The organism is Candidatus Bathyarchaeota archaeon (assembly GCA_023131225.1).
GTDB lineage: Archaea > Thermoproteota > Bathyarchaeia > Bathyarchaeales > SOJC01 > JAGLZW01.
Map to the genome: position 1 here is coordinate 55,912 of JAGLZW010000033.1, position 20,234 is coordinate 76,145.

23 protein-coding genes are annotated in these 20,234 nt (G+C 41.7%); 11 read left to right on the forward strand and 12 right to left on the reverse strand.

What is annotated here, in order from left to right; genetic code table 11:
* Nucleotides 1–65: 65 nt before the first annotated feature.
* Nucleotides 66–542, reverse strand: coding sequence for a hypothetical protein (locus tag KAU88_08350; GenBank protein MCK4478518.1), 477 nt, complete (start codon nt 540–542; stop codon nt 66–68).
* A 324-nt stretch (nt 543–866) separates the two neighbouring features.
* Nucleotides 867–1,106 carry a DNA-binding protein gene (locus tag KAU88_08355; protein MCK4478519.1) on the reverse strand — a complete coding sequence of 80 codons (240 nt, stop codon included), beginning with the start codon at nt 1,104–1,106 and terminating at the stop codon, nt 867–869.
* A gap of 230 nt (nt 1,107–1,336) precedes the next feature.
* Between KAU88_08355 and KAU88_08360 the strand changes: the two genes are divergently transcribed.
* Nucleotides 1,337–1,555, forward strand: coding sequence for a hypothetical protein (locus tag KAU88_08360; GenBank protein ID MCK4478520.1), 219 nt, complete (start codon nt 1,337–1,339; stop codon nt 1,553–1,555).
* Nucleotides 1,556–1,559: 4 nt separating this feature from the next.
* On the opposite strand, the gene KAU88_08365 is transcribed toward KAU88_08360, so the two are convergent.
* Nucleotides 1,560–1,847 carry a hypothetical protein gene (locus KAU88_08365; protein MCK4478521.1) on the reverse strand — a complete coding sequence of 96 codons (288 nt, stop codon included), beginning with the start codon at nt 1,845–1,847 and terminating at the stop codon, nt 1,560–1,562.
* A 125-nt stretch (nt 1,848–1,972) separates the two neighbouring features.
* Entirely contained in the window at nt 1,973–3,286 is a 1,314-nt protein-coding gene (locus KAU88_08370; protein MCK4478522.1) for a tRNA (N(6)-L-threonylcarbamoyladenosine(37)-C(2))-methylthiotransferase, read from the reverse strand.
* A 197-nt stretch (nt 3,287–3,483) separates the two neighbouring features.
* Here KAU88_08370 and KAU88_08375 point away from each other — a divergent pair, with 197 nt between their 5' ends.
* Together KAU88_08375 and ftsZ are read left to right on the forward strand one after the other, a co-directional pair.
* On the forward strand, nt 3,484–3,654 hold the full coding sequence (locus KAU88_08375; GenBank protein MCK4478523.1) for a type II toxin-antitoxin system ParD family antitoxin: 171 nt from the start codon (nt 3,484–3,486) through the stop codon (nt 3,652–3,654).
* Nucleotides 3,632–4,759 (forward strand): cell division protein FtsZ, encoded by a 1,128-nt coding sequence (gene ftsZ, locus KAU88_08380; protein MCK4478524.1) that lies wholly within the window; start codon nt 3,632–3,634, stop codon nt 4,757–4,759. Before KAU88_08375 ends, ftsZ begins: the two co-directional genes overlap by 23 nt.
* Here the strand turns inward: ftsZ and KAU88_08385 are convergent.
* From KAU88_08385 to arcC, 4 genes are all read right to left on the reverse strand, one after another.
* Entirely contained in the window at nt 4,756–5,409 is a 654-nt protein-coding gene (locus KAU88_08385) for a CehA/McbA family metallohydrolase (protein MCK4478525.1), read from the reverse strand. The genes ftsZ and KAU88_08385 overlap by 4 nt on opposite strands.
* Before the next feature lie 7 nt (nt 5,410–5,416).
* The gene (locus tag KAU88_08390; GenBank protein MCK4478526.1) at nt 5,417–7,411 is read right to left on the reverse strand and encodes a methionine--tRNA ligase; all 1,995 of its coding nucleotides are present in this window, start codon (nt 7,409–7,411) and stop codon (nt 5,417–5,419) included.
* Nucleotides 7,412–7,524: 113 nt separating this feature from the next.
* On the reverse strand, nt 7,525–8,118 hold the full coding sequence (locus KAU88_08395) for a hypothetical protein (GenBank protein ID MCK4478527.1): 594 nt from the start codon (nt 8,116–8,118) through the stop codon (nt 7,525–7,527).
* Between the two features lie 395 nt (nt 8,119–8,513).
* On the reverse strand, nt 8,514–9,455 hold the full coding sequence (gene arcC, locus KAU88_08400; GenBank protein ID MCK4478528.1) for a carbamate kinase: 942 nt from the start codon (nt 9,453–9,455) through the stop codon (nt 8,514–8,516).
* A gap of 144 nt (nt 9,456–9,599) precedes the next feature.
* Between arcC and KAU88_08405 the strand changes: the two genes are divergently transcribed.
* On the forward strand, nt 9,600–11,684 hold the full coding sequence (locus KAU88_08405; GenBank protein ID MCK4478529.1) for an adenosylcobalamin-dependent ribonucleoside-diphosphate reductase: 2,085 nt from the start codon (nt 9,600–9,602) through the stop codon (nt 11,682–11,684).
* On the opposite strand, the gene KAU88_08410 is transcribed toward KAU88_08405, so the two are convergent.
* The gene (locus KAU88_08410) at nt 11,681–12,112 is read right to left on the reverse strand and encodes an arsenate reductase ArsC (GenBank protein ID MCK4478530.1); all 432 of its coding nucleotides are present in this window, start codon (nt 12,110–12,112) and stop codon (nt 11,681–11,683) included. The genes KAU88_08405 and KAU88_08410 overlap by 4 nt on opposite strands.
* Before the next feature lie 131 nt (nt 12,113–12,243).
* Nucleotides 12,244–12,564, reverse strand: coding sequence for a hypothetical protein (locus tag KAU88_08415; protein ID MCK4478531.1), 321 nt, complete (start codon nt 12,562–12,564; stop codon nt 12,244–12,246).
* Nucleotides 12,565–12,765: 201 nt separating this feature from the next.
* Between KAU88_08415 and KAU88_08420 the strand changes: the two genes are divergently transcribed.
* From KAU88_08420 to KAU88_08430, 3 genes are all read left to right on the forward strand, one after another.
* A complete protein-coding gene (locus tag KAU88_08420; GenBank protein MCK4478532.1) occupies nt 12,766–13,212 on the forward strand; it encodes a hypothetical protein in 447 nt (148 codons plus the stop codon).
* 156 nt (nt 13,213–13,368) lie between these two features.
* A complete protein-coding gene (locus tag KAU88_08425; protein MCK4478533.1) occupies nt 13,369–14,010 on the forward strand; it encodes a rhomboid family intramembrane serine protease in 642 nt (213 codons plus the stop codon).
* A gap of 113 nt (nt 14,011–14,123) precedes the next feature.
* A complete protein-coding gene (locus KAU88_08430; protein MCK4478534.1) occupies nt 14,124–15,131 on the forward strand; it encodes a DUF4332 domain-containing protein in 1,008 nt (335 codons plus the stop codon).
* Nucleotides 15,132–15,140: 9 nt separating this feature from the next.
* Here KAU88_08430 and KAU88_08435 read toward each other — a convergent pair whose 3' ends face one another.
* Together KAU88_08435 and KAU88_08440 are read right to left on the reverse strand one after the other, a co-directional pair.
* The gene (locus KAU88_08435) at nt 15,141–15,611 is read right to left on the reverse strand and encodes a hypothetical protein (GenBank protein MCK4478535.1); all 471 of its coding nucleotides are present in this window, start codon (nt 15,609–15,611) and stop codon (nt 15,141–15,143) included.
* 129 nt (nt 15,612–15,740) lie between these two features.
* Nucleotides 15,741–16,223 (reverse strand): molybdenum cofactor biosynthesis protein MoaE, encoded by a 483-nt coding sequence (locus KAU88_08440; protein ID MCK4478536.1) that lies wholly within the window; start codon nt 16,221–16,223, stop codon nt 15,741–15,743.
* 180 nt (nt 16,224–16,403) lie between these two features.
* On the opposite strand from KAU88_08440, the gene KAU88_08445 reads away from it, so the two are divergent.
* Genes KAU88_08445 through KAU88_08460 form a run of 4 tightly spaced genes read left to right on the forward strand, consistent with a single transcriptional unit; the run spans nt 16,404 to nt 20,150 of the window.
* On the forward strand, nt 16,404–17,918 hold the full coding sequence (locus tag KAU88_08445) for a type II/IV secretion system ATPase subunit (protein ID MCK4478537.1): 1,515 nt from the start codon (nt 16,404–16,406) through the stop codon (nt 17,916–17,918).
* Nucleotides 17,918–18,922 carry a type II secretion system F family protein gene (locus KAU88_08450; GenBank protein MCK4478538.1) on the forward strand — a complete coding sequence of 335 codons (1,005 nt, stop codon included), beginning with the start codon at nt 17,918–17,920 and terminating at the stop codon, nt 18,920–18,922. Before KAU88_08445 ends, KAU88_08450 begins: the two co-directional genes overlap by 1 nt.
* A 2-nt stretch (nt 18,923–18,924) precedes the next feature.
* Nucleotides 18,925–19,743, forward strand: a complete 819-nt coding sequence (locus tag KAU88_08455) for a type II secretion system F family protein (GenBank protein MCK4478539.1) — start codon at nt 18,925–18,927, stop codon at nt 19,741–19,743.
* Between the two features lie 2 nt (nt 19,744–19,745).
* Nucleotides 19,746–20,150 carry a hypothetical protein gene (locus tag KAU88_08460; protein MCK4478540.1) on the forward strand — a complete coding sequence of 135 codons (405 nt, stop codon included), beginning with the start codon at nt 19,746–19,748 and terminating at the stop codon, nt 20,148–20,150.
* Nucleotides 20,151–20,234 lie beyond the last annotated feature (84 nt).

Sequence of the window (20,234 nt, forward strand, 5' to 3'; positions counted from 1 at the left end):
AACCCTCAAAAATCTAACCTAAGAAAGAAAACTCAGAAATCAAACAGACACAAGAACTCTTTTCGCTACTTAGCTCTGACGTGCAGCCAGCCTCTTCCACCTTGCTTCAACTGCAAACTCCGCATCTTACCATTCTCCGCCTTATTTTCAGACCATGTTCTCTTCCGTCTCTTCATCATTCTACCCCGCACACCAGCCATCTCCCTACCAAACTTTCTCCAACCACCAACATAAGGAGAAGGCGTCTCCTGCTTAACCCTAACCTCATAAGGCGTCCCGTACTGCTCCAAAATCTCCTTAAAATCCAACTGCTTATAACATCTCGTCGCCACAATTACAGTGCCACGATCAACAAACAACAACTCAAAATCTTTACTGGATATTCCTTCAGCCCTAACCTTATCATCTATCCGCTCCCTCCACAAAAGCTTCCACTGCCGCCTAAGCTCCTCCACAAAACCCTTCCACTCCACAGCACCTGCTATACAATCCCTTCCTGACGGAAGCAGACAAGACTCAGTCATTACCTCACCTTTCTCCAAGCAAAGCGCCCTTCCAGAAAAGCCTCCAGCATTACCAAATTTAGAATAGAACATTGAACGGCAATTTATAAACATAGTCGTACGAGTGTTCTAGACTAATAGTATAGAACTAAAATCTATTTCTCATGGAACCTATACGTGCAAAACTCGGCTAAATATATCAAAATACATGTGCTTACCCTAACGCTACAATTAAAAAAGCCAGAAAAGGGAGGGGGGGGGAGGGGAGGGGGGGGGTAGGCAAGAAAGCCTCTACTGGAAAATAAGCCCAAAAAAAAAGCACAGGCACAACAATAGAAAACTTAGTAGGCACGACAGAGTCGATCAAATCGGCATAAACCGCTGAGCCTTACGCAACGTCCTCAGCAAAGCCTTACCACTTTCAGTCACTTTATACACCACAACTCCCCCAACACCATTATTCTCCTTTCGTAGCAAGCCGTTCTCAAGCATCTCAGAAAGATAACAGTTGAAACGTAGAAAATTCAAGTTAGCACGATACATAATCCTAGTCTTATTCGCTCCGTCCAGAGATTCCGTTAGGATATCAATTATAACCTCCATCCTACTTCTCCGGCTCATCGACACCAACCTCTGATTTCAATTACTATCAAATAACCACATACATATCAGCCTATTAAAACTATAAAAAATTAACTACAACTTCTCCATCTAACGATCAAGCGAGCTAAGCTATTTTTCACTCTTCCACCTCTAGAAGAATCTTCTAAACAAAAACCTCAGAAATTATTTAAGCTCACACCGCGAAACAATCATAGAAGGGAATCACCCTAATGCAGCCACAAATCAACAGCGCCATTGAACTACTCAGAGATGGCAAGTGGCACACGTTAAAAGAAATAAGTCAAAAAACCAAACTACACGAATTCAAAATAGAAATTCTAGCCGATTTCCTCGCAGATTACTCCTTCCTCGAACTCAATAGAAAAGACAAAAAGGCAAAACTGTCCAAAACGTTTTTAGGATTTCTTAAAAAAACACAACAATTATGAAAAGTTACGCTGACATAAGGGCGTCCAGATCATGGTAAGCCCTCAAAAAATCCTTTCCCCTCGCAGTAGTCTCAAAAAAGTAGCTAGTTGCACTCTGCCTTTTCGTAAACACTCTCAAAAGACCCTTATTCAAAAGAAAACCCATGTAAACCTCCAACTGCCTAAAACTAAGGTTACATTTATACATAATAGAAGTTTTCCGCACTCCACCAGCAGCAGAAGTAAGTATGTTTGCAATAATATCTAATCGACTTCTATGCGATGACTTAGTCTCAGTTGCCATCTGAACCAAAAGTCTTCTCACCAGACTCCTTTCTCGCGTCCCACAATATAGTCATAACTAATCCACAATTTAAACCTTCTTCAGCCCAAACGAGCAAAGGAAAAACACTGAAAAAAGAAAAAAACCAAAGAAATCTACACAATTTCACCAAGCAAATACGACTGAAAGACATCTACCACCTTCACAGAGACGAACTGCCCCAATAAACCATGCCCACACCTGCTCCTAATCACAACAGGTTTATACGCAAAATTCCGCCCAACAACCGACCCCTGCTTTCCCACCTCATCAACCAACACCCTCCCACTCCAACCATTCCACTCAATGTTTCGCTCGAAAGCAACACGGCGAACTAAGCTTGCCAAACACGCACTCCTATGCTTCACTTCTAAAGGCGAAACCTGCGGCTCCATATCTACCGCAGAAGTCTTAGGCCTTACAAAAAACTTAGAAACATTTACTATGTCCGGTCTGACATCTTCAATCAACTTACAAGTATTCTTAAACGCTTCTTCAGTCTCTCCCGGAAAGCCAACAATAACATCAGTAGCAACAGTTGACTGCCGAAACGCCCCTCTGAACTTCCCAACTGCCATAATGAAGTCTTCAGTTGAATAAAAACGGTTCATTCGCCCCAAAACATCGTCATCACCACTTTGCACCGGCAAATGCAAAAACTTATACACTTTCTCATTTTGAAATGCTTCCATCAACTCATCAACGATGTCCATGAGATTATTAAGCGTCATCATTCCAACACGGACAAAAAAGTCCCCCTTAACACCGCAGACACCCTTTAGCAGCTCGGCCAGATCAGTGTCAACGTCCATTCCGTAACACGCCGTATCTTGGGACGTCAACCAAAACTCGCGAACGCCTTCTGCAACATCTCTTTCAACCTTGTTCAGTATTTCCTTGATGCTATAACTTCTAAGCCTTCCACGCGCAAAGCGAACACAGCAATATGAGCATGAGCCTAAGCATCCATAGTTTACGGGAATAATGCTTACTCTAGGATTGAAACGCATGCGAGGCAGATCTAGTTGCGGCATATTCAGCATGGCATCTTCTAAATCTTCGACGTGCACGCCCATAGAGACATGTTTTACAACGTCAACAACTTTCTCCCCTAAAGCAGGTCCAACAACCCCGTCAAAGCAAACCTCCTTACTCAGCCTCTCAAAGTTTATGAGCGGCAAACATCCCGCCACAACAAGCTTCTTTTCCTTCGGGGTTCTTTTCAGCAAGTTTATCATTCGATTCTCAGTGGGACCTTTAACTGCACATGTATTATAGAGCACAAGCTCAGCCTCTTGGAGACTGCTCACTATTGTATGACCCGCTCTTGAAAGACAACCAGCAAGAACCTCGGCGTCTGCAAGGCTACTGGAACAACCAAAGCCTTTCACGTATATCCGCATCACAGCACCATCATTCAAAATATACAAGTTTAAGTCACAAACAAAAACATAAACATTCTTTAAACCAGAAGCTTTTACACAAACAGAAAGGAGAACAAGGGCAAAGCTTAAAAAGACATGCACCAACATATTTGAATCATATTTGCAGTATGTTATATAGAGCTATAACTCAAAAACACCATCCATTCCTAATACCTACAGAAGGGAGGAGGCACAAAAAAAGAATGAAACTCATTACGTTACATCTCCCCGAACCCTACATTAAAGCACTAGACAGCCTTGTAAACGAACAATACTATCCAAACCGCGCAGAAGCCATCCGCATAGCTATACGAGACATGTTATCCGTAGAGGTTTGGGGGAGGAAACAAAATGGCTGGCAAAAAACCAACTAACAAAGCTCTTCAACCCACATGGCAAGGCACCCTTGCACCAACTGACAGCATACAGCCATCTAACCAATGCAAAATCGTAGTCATCGGAATCGGAGAAGCCGGCAACAACACGGTCACACAGCTAACAAGAATGAGAATAAAAAACATGCATACGATTGCAATCAACACTGACTCACTCCAACTTAACGCGTCACAAGCAGATGAAAAGATACTAATCAAAGAGAAACTGACTCAAGACGCTGGCACAAGCGGAAATCCTGTTTCAGGAAGGGCTGCTATAGAAGAGTCACAGAAACAAATAGAGAAAACCATAACAAACGTGGACATCGTATTTATCACCACAGGTCTAAGCGGCGGAACTGGAATGGAAGCTGCCCCAGCCGTCGCAGAAATCGCCAAGAAAAAAGGCGCCACCACAATAGGAGTAGTTGCGAAACCTTTTCAAATCGAAAAAGATCGAGTGAAATCAGCTTATTATACGCTCACTGAACTCCAACAGGAATGTGATACAGTTGTAGTAATTGACAACAACCAACTTACAGAACTCGCACCTGAACTTCCAATCAGCGAAGCTTTCAAAATCACTGACCAAGTGTTAGCCAAAGTGATAAAAGGCCTAGTAGAGATGATTTCAGCGCCCAGCCTCATCAATTTTGACCTCGCCAACTTCATAAGCATTGTAAAACACGGTGGAGTCGCAGTGATAGGAATAGGCGAATCTGACGCGCAGAATCGCGCCGAAGAAGCGGTACGTAACGCGCTAAGAAGCCCATTGCGGGATGTTGACTACACTGAAGCTACAGGCGCACTCATCGAGGTCACCGGCGATAGTCAAATGACAATTGAAGAAGCTAATCGTGTAGGAGAGATTGTAACAGAAATGATGAATAACAACGCCCAATTGATTTGGGGTGCCAGAGTAGACCCCGAGCTGAACGGGAAGATTAGAGTCACTCTGGTGATGACTGGCATTAACTCACCGCATACAGTGTCAAAGTTTGGTTCAATTGCCCCTCAGCTTTTCAACCTAGAACCTTATTCAGAACCTGAGAAAAAACTGCCAGTAGATCTTGGTCTATACCAGCTAGAAAAATTCGAATCCTAAAACCTTCCCGATAAAATTCTCCTAATGCTTGCAAATTCCCTTCTTAACCTCATACTCCAAGGTATCGATCTACCGAAAGGCGTCACAGCTCCATTTTTTATCGCTTTAACTATCTCGTTAATACCTGCTTCAGCGTCGACAAGAGTATAGCCCATTCCAACTTCAGGCGCATAATGAGCATCACTCCCCCCTGTTTGAGGAAGATTAAGTTTATTCGCCATTTCCCGGTTCTTACGCACTGAAAAAGAGAATGGTACTGCAGAAGAGTTGATGACTTCCATTGCATCGAAATTCCGATTAAGCTGTTCCTCCTCGATTCCCTTAAAGAACGCGGTCGGATGAGCAACTATTGCCAATCCGTCAGCGTCATGAATTTCGTCGATAGTTTCAGCAAAAGATAAACCAGCCTTAACAGCAGTGTTGATGTTTATTGCTAAAACATGGCCTTGCTTCGTTGTAACCTCAATTCCAGGAATAATTAGTAGACTTCGAATTTTGCTGAACTCCCGTAATCCCCCGACAGTGTCATGGTCTGTTATGGCAACTCCGTCTAGACGCCGCCTTTTCGAGCAGATGACCAACTCTTCAGGCGTAATAAAAGCGTCACAAGAATATTTTGTGTGAACGTGCATGTCAATTCTTAAAGGCAAAGAGGGTTCACTTTATTTTGCTTCCAGCCTCGACTGACTTGTCGGGTTGAATGATTGAAATGCTTTTACCATCCTCTGCTGCTAGAATCATTACTTCAGAATCTAAGCCAAAAACACGTTTAGGTTTAAGATTAGCTAAAACAGCAATGCTTTTGCCTTCCAGCTGTGTTGGCTTATAATGCTGAGCGATGCCTGCTACGGCCTGTTTCAGTTCTCCAGCACCTATGTCAATGGTTAATTTCACAAGATTCCTTGATTGAGGAACGTTTTCTGCCTTAACAATCTTGCCTATTCGTAAGTCGAGCTTAGAGAACTCTTCAAATGTTACGGTGGACGGATTAGTTTTCGTCTTTTCCAACTTGCTCTGCAACTCCTCTCCGCTTACCTCTATCTTGCTAAATAACGGTTTTGACTTCTTTACTTTATGACTTGAGGGTAAAAGCTTTGTTGCTTCATCCCACTTTTGCAAACATGTCTCGAATGACAAATTGAGAAGAGTTGAAATCCTTTCAGAAGTGAACGGAATGAATGGCTCAAGGGTTATCGCCAGAGTTTTGACAATTTGGACAGCGACGTAGAGCGTATTTGCGGCTTTTTGCCTATTGGCCTTGAGGAGGTTCCACGGTTCCTTTTCGTTGAAATACTTGTTTCCTATACGGCTGATGTCAATAATTTTCTGCAAAGCCGACTGCAGCTTGCAGCTTTCCAGGTTTTCCGCCGCCTCCGCTACTCTTTTTTCCACAGCTCTGAGAACGCGTTTGTCGCAGGCGTCAAGGTTGTGTGTTTTGGGCACCGAGCTCTCAAAATGTTGATTAATGAATGTCAAAGTCCTGTGTATGAAGTTACCTAAAGTGTCGTTAAGATCAGCATTTATCTTTTCTATGAAAATATCCCATGAAAAATTCGTGTCCTTTGTTTCTGGGCGCGTGGATACGAGGAAGTAGCGCCAATAGTCTGCTGAGAACAATTCTAGGGCTTCATCTATCCAGATACCCACCCTATGGCTTTTAGAGAACCTTTCACCTTTGAATTGCAAAAATTCAGTTGAAGAAACATTCCACGGCAGGTTGTACTCTTCTTCTATAGCAAGAAGCAAAGCTGGAAGGATAATGGTGTGAAAGGGAATGTTGTCTTTACCAATAAAATACAAAGTTTTGACATCTTTATCGAACCAAAACTCCTTCCATTTTTCTCCCTCTCCACGGTTTTTGAAGTATTCGATCGTGGCTGAGACATAGCCAAGAACAGCCTCAAACCAAACATATATTGTTTTGTTTTCTGCTCCGGGAAATGGTGCAGGGATTCCCCATTTATTGTCTCGGGTTAACGCTCGGGGCTTAAGTCCTTCGTTGATTATATTCAGGCTAAATTTTCTAGCGTTAGAGGGCAATCTGCTGTTACTCTTTATGAATTGGCGAAGCTGACCAGTGAATTTTGGCAAGTCAAAGTACCAGTGCTCGACTTTTTTTATAATGGGTGTAGATTTACAGATTGTACAGTAAGGATCAACAAGTTCTGCTGGTTCAAGTAGATGTCCACAAGAGCTACACTGGTCACCTCGAGCCCCTTCAGCACCACAATCTGGACATATTCCTTCTACAAACCTGTCTGGCAAGAAGCGGTCACAGTTTGAGCAATAGGGTAATTCGGTTTCTTCAGAAAAGATGTAGCCATTTTTGTATATCTTCGAAAAAACATTCTTAACAAATGACTTATGCACAGGGCTTTCTGTTCGAGTATAATTGTCAAAGGAAATTCCCCACTTCTTCCACAAGTCAACTACCCTTGCGTGGTTTCTATCCGTAAGCTGCCTTGGTGGAATACCTAATCTAATGGCTTCTACTTCCACAGGCGTTCCATGCTCATCGGAACCTGTCACAAAAACTACGTCTTCCCCACGCAGTCTGTAGTATCGAGCAACAACATCAGCTGAGAGAACTGACCCTATTAAAGTGCCCAAATGAGGCATATAATTAATGTAAGGCCACGCACAGGTGACCACAACTTTACCGAGTGAAATGCACCTCCAAAGTACATAATACCAGAGACATTCTGAATATGCAGATACTTAAATAAAGCGGAATAAAAAGAAAAAAAAGGTTTTGAGGACGAGAGCTATTCCTCTTTCTGCCACGTAACTCTCGGTCTACGTCCCGAAAGAAAGATGGCTGCTGCTATAATGATGGCACTGATAATCGCCAGTATCGAGACTACTGTTAGAAGCGTCACTATGTTGTCCATAGCTCTAAGATAACGCAGGCTATAAGCGTCCATAACTTGGATCTGATTATTCCATCCTTTGATAGCAATCGCAGGCAGCTTACCTTTGGTTGTGTATATCGAAAGGTCAACGGAAGTACTGTGCCCTCTAGCGTCATTTGGGACTGTGAAGGTAATCTCATCAAGTGCAACCGCCGTTTCGCTGCTTACATGGATCACCGGATCGTAAACAATTGTCTTGTTGCCCAGTGGGTCCCAGCCATCTTCTGTGTATATCATCCAGTCTTTGAATTCAATGGTTACATTCTTAACTTCTATGGGACCGTCCCCAGTGTTTCTAATAGTAATGTAAATTGTTCCATGTTCACCTGGTTCATACGTATTTTTGTTAACACTCACCCATCCTTCGATGTCTTGCGCTCTAACGGAGGGCACCAAAACCATAGAAAACATCGCCAAAGCCAATGAAATTGTAACTAGTTTTTTCAAGATATCACCTATCCATTGTGTTCAGGCTTTTTCTATTTAAAACTTGTTAGAGTAAGCATTGGATTTCGAACTAAGTAAACCCTTGGCCTTGAGAAAATGAGAGGTCAAAAAGTAGTTTTCCATGACTATGACTATTTTAGCCCCTTTCAGCCATAGAATTGCAGGACAAGCTTTTCAGAGTTCTTAAAATATTCCCTTTTGGATCTATTCTTCTGCGTCTCAACGCTTTCTACAACTAAAACCATTAACGTTATTACTTTTCTATCTTTATACGCGTCATCTCTAACTGACTAGAATTCGATGGGCACGCCTTCTCTAAACAATGCTTCTCTAAGGAACACTGTCAACAATGAATCAACGCATGCGAGAGAATCTGAACAAAACTTTTACAAGCATCAGCTGTGTACTGTTGTGCCTGCTTTTCCCTCCAAGGCTTTCCGCCCCATTTCCAAAGAAGATATAACAGCTTTTTCACCCCCCGCCTCCACAAATTCTATAGCTGCCTCAACTTTAGGCGCCATACTCCCAGCTGCAAAATGTCCCTCTCGCAGGAACCTCTTAGCTTCAATAATACTCACTTCGTCAAGATCACTCTGACTCGATTTTCCGTAATTAAGGAAAACTTTCTCAACATCAGTTAACATTAGAAGAACCTCCGCTCCTACATCACTAGCAAAAATTCGCGCGCTCAAATCCTTGTCAATTACCGCCACCACACCCTCTAAACTACCATCATCTCTAACCGCCACAGGAATCCCTCCGCCGCCAACAGCAATAACTATTGCACCGCTCTCAAACAACGTTCTAATCGCATCTTTCTCCAATATCTCCTTAGGTTTAGGCGACGGCACCACCCGCCTGTACCCCCGCCCACTATCTTCAACCATCGTCCACCCTTTCTCTTTTCTCAACATTTCAGCCTCTCTGGCAGTGTAAAAAGTCCCTATAGGTTTCGTAGGCTTTCTAAAAGCAACATCGTTCTCATCAACTAATGTTTGGGTTACAAGAGATACAACCGGAATATTTATGCCCGATCTGTCCATTTCATTCCGCATTGACTGTTGCAACATATATCCTATCATGCCTTGACTCTGGGCTCCACAAACGTCCAATGGCATAGGGGGCAAAACATCCCTCAACTGCTCATTTTTAAGGAGAATATCGCCAACTTGAGGACCATTTCCGTGAGTTATTGCAAGTTTATATCCGTCCTTAATTAGCCCAACAAGATGTTTACAAACTCTTTTCACATTCCCAAACTGCTCTTCAGCAGTTCCCCTCTCCTTATGTTTCAAAATTGCGTTTCCACCTAATGCCACTAACACTTTCCGACTCACACAATCACCATCTGTATGCATTTAGCAGTAGGATAGGAAAGAGAACCAGTTGCATTTTAAAGCCTTTTCTGAAAAAGTCACATTACATACTTGAAACCTAATAGTTAAAAGAGAAAATCTACATTCATAACTGGGACGTCTTATATGGCTACGATTGAAAAAATCAAGAAAAGAGATGGTAGAATAGTTGAATTCAACTCCAACAAGATCGCTGAAGCAATTTGGAAAACTGCGAAGGCTGTTGGAGTGAAAGATAAGCCACTTACTGTGAATCTTGCTGAGCAAGTTGTAAGGCAGTTAGAGAAGCAACTCGAACCAAATCAGATGCCCACCGTGGAGCAAGTTCAAGATCTTGTGGAAAAAACACTTATAGAGAACGGGCAAGCCAGCATGGCGAAGGCATACATTCTTTATCGACAGAAACGAGCTAAGATAAGGAGAACGAAGGCTCTACTGGGTGTCGTCGACGAGCTTAAACTTCCCCTAAATGCGATTCTTGTGCTAGAGCGACGTTATCTTAAAAAAGACGAGAAAGGCAAAGTCGTCGAATCTACAAATCAAATGTTTAGACGAATCGCTAATAGCTTAGCTGAAGTTGAAAAACAATACGGCAAAAGTGAGGACGAAGTAGCCGATTATGAAAACGAATTTTACCATATGATGACAAACCTCGAATTCATCCCCAACTCTCCCACGCTCATGAATGCAGGTACAATGTTCAGGCAACTCAGCGCCTGTTTCGTCTTGCCCATAGACGACTCCATAGAAAGCATATTCGATACGCTGAAAGCGGCTGCTCTAATTCACAAAACTGGAGGGGGAACTGGCTTCTCATTCTCGCGACTTAGACCAAGGGGAGATGTTGTCAGAACCACGGGAGGCATAGCCTCAGGAGCAATATCGTTTGCCAAAATATACGACACTGCGACCGAGGTGATGAAACAAGGTGGTCGACGTAGAGGTGCTAATATGGGCATACTTCTCGTCAACCATCCTGAAATCATGGACTTTATCGTTGCGAAAGAAAAGGAAGGAGTGCTGAGAAACTTCAACATTTCTGTGGCTGTTACTGACAAATTCATGAAGGCAGTTGAAGAAGACAGCGATTTTAATTTAATAAACCCTCGAAATGGTGAAACAGTTGAAACGCTAAAGGCGAGAGCAATATGGAACCTCATGATAATGATGGCGTGGAAAAACGGCGAGCCTGGTATAATTTTCTTAGACACGATAAACAGACACAATCCAACACCTCGCTTAGGGCAAATCGAATCCACCAACCCCTGTGGTGAACAACCACTTTTACCTTATGAATCCTGCACTTTGGGAAGCATTGACGTAAGCAAGTTCGTGTGTGATGATGGCAAAATAAACTGGAATCGACTAAGGCAAACTATACGATCGGCTGTAAGATTTTTAGATGATGTAATCGACGCTAATGTTTACTTGTTGCCTGAAATAGAAAAGGTAACTAAGGGAAACAGGAAAATCGGCCTAGGAGTAATGGGATTTGCCGACATGTTGATTAAAACGGGTATAAGATACGACACTAAAGAAGGCCTTCAAACTGGAGAAAAACTCATGAAATTCATAGGCACTGAAGCAAAAAAGATGAGTGTAGAGTTAGGTGAAGAGAAGGGAAACTTTCCAAACTTCCACGAAAGCATTTGGGAAAAACAGTTCAAAACTATGAGAAACGCCACAGTTACAACTATTGCTCCCACTGGTACCATAAGCATAATTGCAGGTTGCTCGCAGGGAATTGAGCCGCTCTTTGCAATTGTCTACGTTCGCGAAGTTGCCGAAAGCTTAGGAAGAAGTCTTATTGAGGTGAATCCACTGTTCGAAAGTATAGCTTTGAAAGAGGGATTCTACGACGAGGAACTGATAAAAAAAATCGCGAAAAAAATGTCCATACAAGATGTGGAAGAGACCCCAGAACGTATAAGGAGACTCTTTGTGGTGGCTCATGACATGAGCGCAGAGTGGCATGTGCAAATGCAAGCAACTTTCCAGAAGTACACTGATAACGCGGTTTCAAAAACCATAAACTTTCCCAACAGAGCTACACCCGACCACATTGACGAAGCTTATTGGCTCGCATACAAATCGGGATGCAAAGGTGTGACCGTTTATCGCCACCGTAGCCGAGAAAAACAAGTTCTGCGACCTGTTGAAAGCGAGGGAACACTTGCAGATATTAGTTTTGGATGTCCAACTTGCATTTAAGACACACTCTCCTCATCTGCAAACTTCTTTTGAATGTTGAGGTCTAAAACCAATTCAACAACCTTTCTTTCTATTTCGTCTCTGATTCGCCTAACTTCCTCTATAGGTCTGCCCTTTGGGTCTTCCGATCCCCAATCAACAACTTTCTCAAGTAGACATGCAGGGCAAAATCCCCTTGCCTCACAACCCATGACAACAACTATGTCAGCATTTTGAAGCATTTCAGTGGTTAGAAGTTTAGGCTTGTTCTTAGAGATGTCGATTCCTTTTTCCTGCATTGTTTTGACGATTGAGGAATAGATGTTATTCGAGGGCATAGTTCCAGCGCTAAATGCTTTGACTTTTCCTTCACCGTGCAAGTTTGCGAAGGCTTCAGCCATTTGACTTCTGCCCGCATTCTCGACGCAGACAAATAATACTTTGGTCACCTAACTATTCTCCAAAAAATGATCCTATTCAAGTTCGCTCATAGGTCTTTAAGGATAAAGTATACACTATTTTTTTTTCACTTGTGTTTTTAAAGTTCTAAATTCAAAAATTGTTTGCAGACATAATGCAGTCAGTGGAGCTTAGCCCAATGGTGTACTTCGACAACAATTCCTACAGCTAAGACAACGAGCCCACCGATGATTGACATCAATCCTTGGAGTAACATTCCAACACTCGTTATCGGCATAAGCACTCCGAGAAGAATAAAAATCATACCAACTCCCATACAAATTCCGTCTACAAGAGCAGAAAACCGGTGGCTCTTCGTTTCCTCAACCGGGGAAACTCTTTCTAAGGCAGCATATCCTTCGATAGGTGCCTGAAGTTGTGTACGGGAGTTTTCTGCGTCCAATTGGAACACCGAGGAAAAATTGATAATTCGTCCTGACATAATTGATTTACTACCTACCTATCTTTATTTTGAATTAATATTGTCAAAAAAGACAAATGGTAGATCTGTTGTAGTTTATTCGATTTCAAAGGACCTATGCAATCATTGCCCAGCTTATTCCCACTATTAATTTCTGAATCTAATTTCAAAGTCACAACACTTAATGGCCTTTTCACTGCCTTAAACTATCAAGGTCACCATATGGAAACTAACGTCAACCCGTCAGCAATAAGTACAGTTCTAATCTTAATGGCAGCAGCCTCTCTTTTCACCATGCTCAGCCTAAACCAAGTGAACTACATAGTTCATGGCGACCTTTACAATTACGGTTTGCAATTCAGCTACAGATGGGCGATGCCTTACTGGGTTTTATCTGGAATAATTTTCGGTCTGTCTTGGGTGAATATATTCCTCTCAATAATTGTTACGTTGTACATTTTTAAGAGAAGTCGAAAATCCACAGTAGTTTCTGAAAATACTCTTCAAGCCAAGAAAATAGAGGAGGCAGTCCAGCTTAGAGAAGAAAAAGAACAGAGAAAACTCAGCGAATATGTTAAACCACAAAAAGAGAAACCAGAAGCTCTGAAAGAAGAAATTACAGAGGCATTGAGAGAAGAATTTCTTGGAGAAGAAATCAAGCAACCTTAAGTAACAATAAAGGCGCAGGAAGCACAGACCAATCAACAAGAAACTGAAGAGATATCCAATTCCTCCAGAAGATGTTGAACGGCGACGGCCCGTCCTCTAGAATAGAAACCTAATATAAGGGCAAATTGTCACCAATTCTCTAGGTTTGATGAAAGTTTGAAAAAGACAAATTTCCTGATAATCATCTGCACGTTGGTTAGTCTCTTCTATTGGTATGATGTATATTCAAACTTTGCAAAAGAGTATCTAGTTTACAGTGGAAGCAGATTGGCACAAGGTGCGTTATGGACTCTTGTCACATCTCTTTTTATACATTTTGATCCAATACATCTGATAGGCAATATGATTTTTCTCTATGTTTTCGGGAGAGTAGTTGAAGAAGACGCAGGTGCAAAGCTGACAATGACAGCTTTTCTTGTAGGAGGAGTTGGCTCTCTTATAATTAGCTCATTTTACTATGGCTTCAATGTTTCAATGATTGGAGCTTCTGGAGCCATCTTCACCTTGTCTGCTGCAGCAATGCTTATCAAACCGTTAAAATCGTCATGGCTTTTCTTTTTTATGCCCTTAGGCTTGGTAGCGATTTTATATTTTATTTTTAATGTTTTCGCGGTTAGCATGAACTTAGGTGGGAATGTAGGATACATGGCTCATGTCACAGGTTTCCTCCTAGGGATTCCTTTTGGCATAATGTGGAGTAAAGGTGAATGGGTAAAGAACTTAAGCCTTACAATTTTGTTGCTCATTGCCTTTATAACTATGATTTATCTAATCCAATTTTTGCTCAATTTCTTTTAAGCGACATCTATGTTTCGTAGATGTCGATCACAGCGCGCACACGTAACAGTAATAATTATTGTTGCTTCATAACGTTAAATTGTCAAATATGCTAGCTTATTTAAGGGATAGCATTGACTTCCAAAAAAGCCTTCACAGTTTGGATACTTATTATATTCACTTTCTTAGCAATCTTAGGCACCCTACATGGGTGGATCTTGTGGCAGATTGAAGACGTCAGCGTAATTACAGTTCTTTCATTCTCATTAGAAGTCACTACCTACTTCATCGCAACCCTAACAACCACTTTCTTTTTCATCGGAGCAGTTTGCTACGTAGTTTTTCGCGGCGAATCGTTGGACTTACCATTATATCAGCTAAGTAAAGATTTTGAGGAACAACTTGATGTGAAATGTGAGGAAATTAAAAATTCAACTGATGAGGCACTAACAAAGCTGGGACTCAGAGAATTTCAGTTAAAAGAGAGTATGAAAGTCTTGCATAAGAAGTTTGGAGAATTGAATAACAAACTGAAAAAAAGCATGGAAACTCATGAAAAAATCCTCAAAACAACTCAAAAGAAACTGCTGGGAATGGAACACAAAATAAGCAAAATCCAAACTAGCCAAAAAGAGTTGCCAAAGTTGAAGAAGAAACTACAGGCTATAGAGGCTGTAGAAGAAGAGTTGAAAAACATTCAAGAGATTATGACTAAATTTAATTCTATTCCTGAGCCTTGCCTTAAGAGCACTGACGGAATAAGTGTGCTAGAAGGAAAAGTATTGAAACGAGGGACAGTTCGACAGTTGAAATTGAATGGCATAGAGAAAATTGAGGACTTACTGTTGAAGAGTCCTGTCGAAATAGCGTTGACAAAAACTATGACTGAGGGTGAAGCAAAAAATTTGCAAAGTATAATTCAATTGTTAATGGTCCCCAGGGTCCAGCATGAAGATGCTGTGCTTCTTTTGAAAAGTGGAGTAAATTCTAAGCAAGAACTTGCGCTTCAGGACACTTTTAGCCTTGGTGCTAGAGTCGCGAAAACTGCTGAGCTTTACGTGAAAGATGGAAAAATCAAAGAAGACGAAAAACCCACTTTGGAAGAAATCGCTTTGTGGATCAGATTAGCAAAAGCGCAATGATTTACTAAACTAAATCTTTCTTGCCTCTATGACAGCATGGTTTAATATTTTCTTTGATTTACTGTAATCTCCATAGAAGTTTTTTACTTTAAACCCTGTTTCTTCGAGTAGAAGCAACAGCTCTCGTTTGCTTATCATTGCTATGATAGAAGCGTCGTAGATGCGTTTGATAATTTCACCGTTCTTGTAAACTTCGAAAAGCAGCGAGACTTTGAGGAGTTGTTCTTGCCAGTTTGGCTGATAGGAGATGAAACGCATTACTATTGTATCGTTATATTTTGCTTTGCGGATGAATCTTAGATTATTGCTATAGGTTGCTGATGGCAAGATTAGGTTGAAGGCTAAAAGCCCATTTCTTGACAGGTGTCTGTTTATTGCTTTTAAGCACGCAATTTGCTCTTCTTGTTTGGCGCAGTATTGGATGGTTGATGAGGGAATATGTGCTAGGGGAAATTTTCTGTTTGAGTTGAAGTTTTTCATGTCTGCTTCAAAGAGTCTGACTCGTTCTTGCGCCGCCTTAGTCTCTTTTTTTCAGTTTATTTCTTGCTTCTTTCAGCATGTGGAGTGAGTTGTCGATGCCTCAGACTTTGTAAACCATTAGTCTTATCCTCAGTGACTGTTCATTTCGTGTTCTCGTTCGCTGACCCAGTAGGATTTTGTTCTTCCTTCTTTGTTGATTACGTATTCTTTTTTGAAGATGGGAGCCTCTCTTTTGAATCGTTCCACCGCTTCCTGCAAGACGGGAAATACTTTACTTCTATGTGCTCCTGCGACTAGGACATAGACGAGTTCTTCGCTGACTTTAAAATTGCCGAGTAGGTGATGGATTTGAACGTCGATTATTCCTTCTTTTTTGTTTAGGTCGTTGCAGATGTTTTCTAGCATTTCGTTGGCTTTTTCTCTGTATGCTTCTAGTTCAAGCGTTTTGACTTTTTCTTTGTTTTTGGTTTCGCCTCTGACAACGCCGATGAATAGTGCGATGGCGCCTGCTTTGTGGAAGTTTTTGTTTGCTTTTGCGGTTTGAATGATGTTTGTGAGTTTTATGGTTCCCTTTTTGTGAACTCCTGTTTTTCTTGTTAAGTGTTTCATCATGCTTGTTCACTGTGTTTTGGTTCTTGTAAAGTTTTGTGGAGTTGGTGTGTGTTTGAGGAACGGGTTATCATGAATTCATACACTTTATTAAGACTTGCTACACTATATGACCTGTATTCGAACAAAACCAAGAACCCCCCTTCAAGCAGAACACATGCTGAAAAACAAAGGTGAAAAACAGTGGAAAAAACACAACAAAAAATCAGAAAAAAACAGCTTTCGGTATTCAGACAGGTCTACTCCGTTCAAGAGCCATATGCATACGCCGCCATAGTAAAAGATCCCAAAACCCATAAAGTCCGCTACAAAGTAATCGAACCAACACTGCTTGAAGAAGAAGCTGAAATGCTTAAGGAAATAAAAAGCATTTTGATGGAAGAAATCGATGTAAACTTAAAAGAAATCGACACAAGAGAAAAAGCTTCAGAATATCTGAAACAAAAAATCCGAGAAGTCATCAAGAATTATCGCCTAAAAATTGCTGAAGAGGCCATAGACAAACTAATGTACTACATTGTACGCGACTTTGTTTATTATGGAAAAATTGACCCTTTAATGAAAGACCGTATGGTTGAAGATATTTCTGCAGACGGCGTCAATATTCCGATCTATGTTTGGCATCGCGAATACGAATCTCTACCCACCAACATAATTTTCGAAGATGAAAGCGAGTTAAACTCTTTCATTGTGAGATTAGCGTACCTTTCCGGCAAAAACATCTCTATGGCATCTCCCATGCTAGACGCGTCTCTTCCAGACGGAAGTCGCATTCAACTAACATATGGAAACGAAATCACCAGACGTGGCTCAACATTTACAATACGACGCTTCCGTGTCGACCCCCTCACGATTTCGGATCTAATAGGCTTCAACACGTTATCATCTGGAATGGCTGCCTATTTTTGGTACGCGATAGAAAATAGAGCATCTGTTCTGGTAGCGGGAGGAGTGGCTTCCGGCAAAACAACTATACTTAACTGCCTATCCATGTTTATTAGGCCAGAGTTAAAAATTGTAAGTGTAGAAGACACTGCTGAACTTAACTTACCTCATGAAAACTGGATACCCTCTATTGTACGAGCGAGTTTTGGATGTGAAGAGGAAGGCCCAGGTGCCATAACATTATTTGATCTTCTAAAAGCGGCAGTACGTCAGCGTCCCGACTTCATAATCGTAGGTGAAGTGAGAGGTGCAGAAGCATATACATTGTTCCAAGCTATGGCGACAGGTCATCTGGGTATGAGCACAATCCACGCTGAGTCGGTGGACTCAGTTGTGCACAGGCTAGAATCTGAGCCCATGAACATACCGAGGTCTCTACTGGCTATGATTGACGTTGTGACAATCCAGGTAAGGACAGAAATCGATGATAAACCTGCAAGGCGAACCTCAGCTGTGACCGAGGTTGTTGCTCTTGATCCTGGAACAAAAGAACTGCTTACGAATGACGTGTTCAAGTGGGACATTAGGAGTGACTCCTTCAAATACACAGGGCGAAGTCATATTTTGGAAAGAAACATGGAAAAAACAGGAATTAGTGTGGAAGAGATTCGTGAAGAACTGGAAAGAAGAAAAGCTGTTCTGGAGTGGATGGTTCGAAAAAACATACGAAAATACACCGAAGTCGCCAACGTTATCCGAGAATACTACGCAAATCCTGATCGAATGTATAGAAAGGCAAGGATGGGCAGCTAATGAGCTTTACTCGTCTTAAGAAGTCAGTAAACCAGATACGCCAACGCATTATGAACAAAATTCGCTTAAAAATTTCTGCGCCCCTAAGTCACTTTGGTCAATCAACGGAGAATATAGAGCAAACAAAGTGGAAGCCTGAACTTTTCGCTTACCATCTTTTGGGAGAAAGAACAAATCGTTTTTTACCTTTATTCAGAGACATGGTTATTGGTCTGCATAGATCTGGCATGAGGATAAGTTTTAAGCCCTACGTCAGCCTTACTCTTCTAACTAGCCTAGTAGTTACTGTTTTCACAATGTTTTTTGTTCCTTCAACATTGCATCTTATCCTACAGATAGAGCTCTTTCCATCCCTTCTTTTTGGCGTAGGTGGTGGTTTGCTTGCGGGCGCTATAACCATCATTTGCTTTTACATTTATCCTGTTTACAGAGCAGACAACATTAAACGAAACTTAGATGATAGCATGTCTTTTGCAACGGGTTATTTGGCAATTCTAGCAGGTGCAGGCATACCGCCTGCCAAAATGTTTCGCTCTCTCTCAAATATTCCTCAGAGATTGGCTGTCGTTGATGAGTCAAGAATCATCGTTCGAGATGTGGAACTTTTTGGTGCAGACATAATCACTGCTTTAGAGAATGCGTCAAAACGCACACCTTCTGAGAGATTTAGAGAATTACTTGAAGGCTTCATAGCAACAATATACTCTGGCGGCAATTTAATGTCTTATTTGTTGGACAGATCGCGACAAAACATGAAGCTTAAAAATATTACCTTGCGAAAGTTTTCAGATACTCTTGGAGTGCTTTCAGAATTCTATGTAACATTACTAGTAGCAGGACCGCTTATTTTCGTTGTGATGCTATCGGTTATGGCTATGCTTGGAGGCGCCGGGTTCGGAATAATGAATCCAACCTTGCTGTTGATGCTTTTAACATACATTGTCCTACCTGTTGGCTCAGTCATCTTCATAATAATCTTGGATGCTCTTACGCCACGGTGGTGAAAGTGCTAAAAGTTGAAAAACGGGAAAAGAAAATCGCTTGGTTAGTCTCTATCGGTTTAGGTCTCGTTATAGTAGCGACAGCAGTCATAACATTAGCGGGAAAACCGCTTTTTGACGAGTATCTTTTTTTTGCTGCAGTAGTTGCTGTATTTCCTACTGCAGTGCTAGGTTATTTAGAATACCGCTGGCAAAAATCAATAGACGAACACTTGCCCGACTTGTTTAGAAGCATTGTTCAGGCTCAACAGACAGGTATGCCTTTACCTCAAGCCTTGGAAGAAGCCTCAAAACGAAATTATGGTCCCCTAACTGCGGAGTTGAGGAAAGTGGTGAATCAGATGTCTTGGGGTTTATCTTTTGAAGAGGCATTTCAAGAGTTTGGTAAGCGTGTTGACACTGCTCTAGTGCAGAGGACTGTACCTTTGATTATTGAGGCTGGCCGATCTGGAGGGCGTGTGGAGAAGGTCTTTGCTCCGATGGAAGGCTTTATTCAATCCACTCTTAACATGGAGAAGGAGCGAAAGGCTCAAACAAGACCTTACATCGCAATAATTTATGTTGCATTTTTTGTCTTCATTTTCACTATAGTTTTGCTTTTCAAAACGTTCTTCGTAGAAATGGACGGTTCACCAATCATCGGTTTTTCCGCATTAACTTCTGAAGAAGCGTGGCGCATTTTCTTCCACATGAGCCTTGTGCAAGCGTTTTTCGGCGGATTAGTTGCTGGAAAAATGGGTGAAGGAACCTTAAGCGCCGGGTTGAAACACAGTGTAATTCTCATGGTAACTGGATACGCTGCTTTGAAACTATTTACTTGGTGATTATGATGAGGCGATTTTTAAGGAATAAGTGTGGAGTTACGCCGGTTCTAAGTAATGTTCTACTTACTGTTGTGGCGGTGGCAGTCATGTCTTTGGCGGCTTCAGCTACCTATGTGATAACCGACAACATGCATCAAATTATGGGAGAACGCGTTGTCGCAGAGGATGTATGGTTTACACCTGATGGAATTTCGATTTATCTCCGTAATATAGGAAAAGTGGCGATTGAAGTGTCATCAGTGTATGTGGACTTCACAAGCCAATCCTTTACACCGCTCACGCTGGAAATTGGTGATCATGGATGGCTAAATGTTACTTTCAGTTGGGATGCTGGTACCGTGCATCATATAAACGTAGTGACTAGTAGAGGAACGAAAATTGTCGACTATTATAAGGCACCTTCATAAGTTTAGACGCAATAAGCGTGGCATTAGCAACGTCATAGTTATAGTGCTAAGCCTTGTCATTCTAGTGATAGTGGCCTCTAATGT

What these genes read in the sequence shown, in the direction of transcription:
- KAU88_08360 (MCK4478520.1), top strand. Translation starts at nt 1,337, where the DNA reads ATGCAGCCACAAATCAACAGCGCCATTGAACTACTCAGAGATGGCAAG.
- KAU88_08415 (MCK4478531.1), bottom strand. Translation starts at nt 12,564, where the DNA reads ATGTCAGGACGAATTATCAATTTTTCCTCGGTGTTCCAATTGGACGCA.
- ftsZ (MCK4478524.1), top strand. Translation starts at nt 3,632, where the DNA reads ATGGCTGGCAAAAAACCAACTAACAAAGCTCTTCAACCCACATGGCAA.
- KAU88_08375 (MCK4478523.1), top strand. Translation starts at nt 3,484, where the DNA reads ATGAAACTCATTACGTTACATCTCCCCGAACCCTACATTAAAGCACTA.
- KAU88_08450 (MCK4478538.1), top strand. Translation starts at nt 17,918, where the DNA reads ATGAGCTTTACTCGTCTTAAGAAGTCAGTAAACCAGATACGCCAACGC.
- KAU88_08440 (MCK4478536.1), bottom strand. Translation starts at nt 16,223, where the DNA reads ATGATGAAACACTTAACAAGAAAAACAGGAGTTCACAAAAAGGGAACC.
- KAU88_08420 (MCK4478532.1), top strand. Translation starts at nt 12,766, where the DNA reads ATGGAAACTAACGTCAACCCGTCAGCAATAAGTACAGTTCTAATCTTA.
- KAU88_08435 (MCK4478535.1), bottom strand. Translation starts at nt 15,611, where the DNA reads ATGAAAAACTTCAACTCAAACAGAAAATTTCCCCTAGCACATATTCCC.
- KAU88_08405 (MCK4478529.1), top strand. Translation starts at nt 9,600, where the DNA reads ATGGCTACGATTGAAAAAATCAAGAAAAGAGATGGTAGAATAGTTGAA.
- KAU88_08460 (MCK4478540.1), top strand. Translation starts at nt 19,746, where the DNA reads ATGATGAGGCGATTTTTAAGGAATAAGTGTGGAGTTACGCCGGTTCTA.
- KAU88_08355 (MCK4478519.1), bottom strand. Translation starts at nt 1,106, where the DNA reads ATGGAGGTTATAATTGATATCCTAACGGAATCTCTGGACGGAGCGAAT.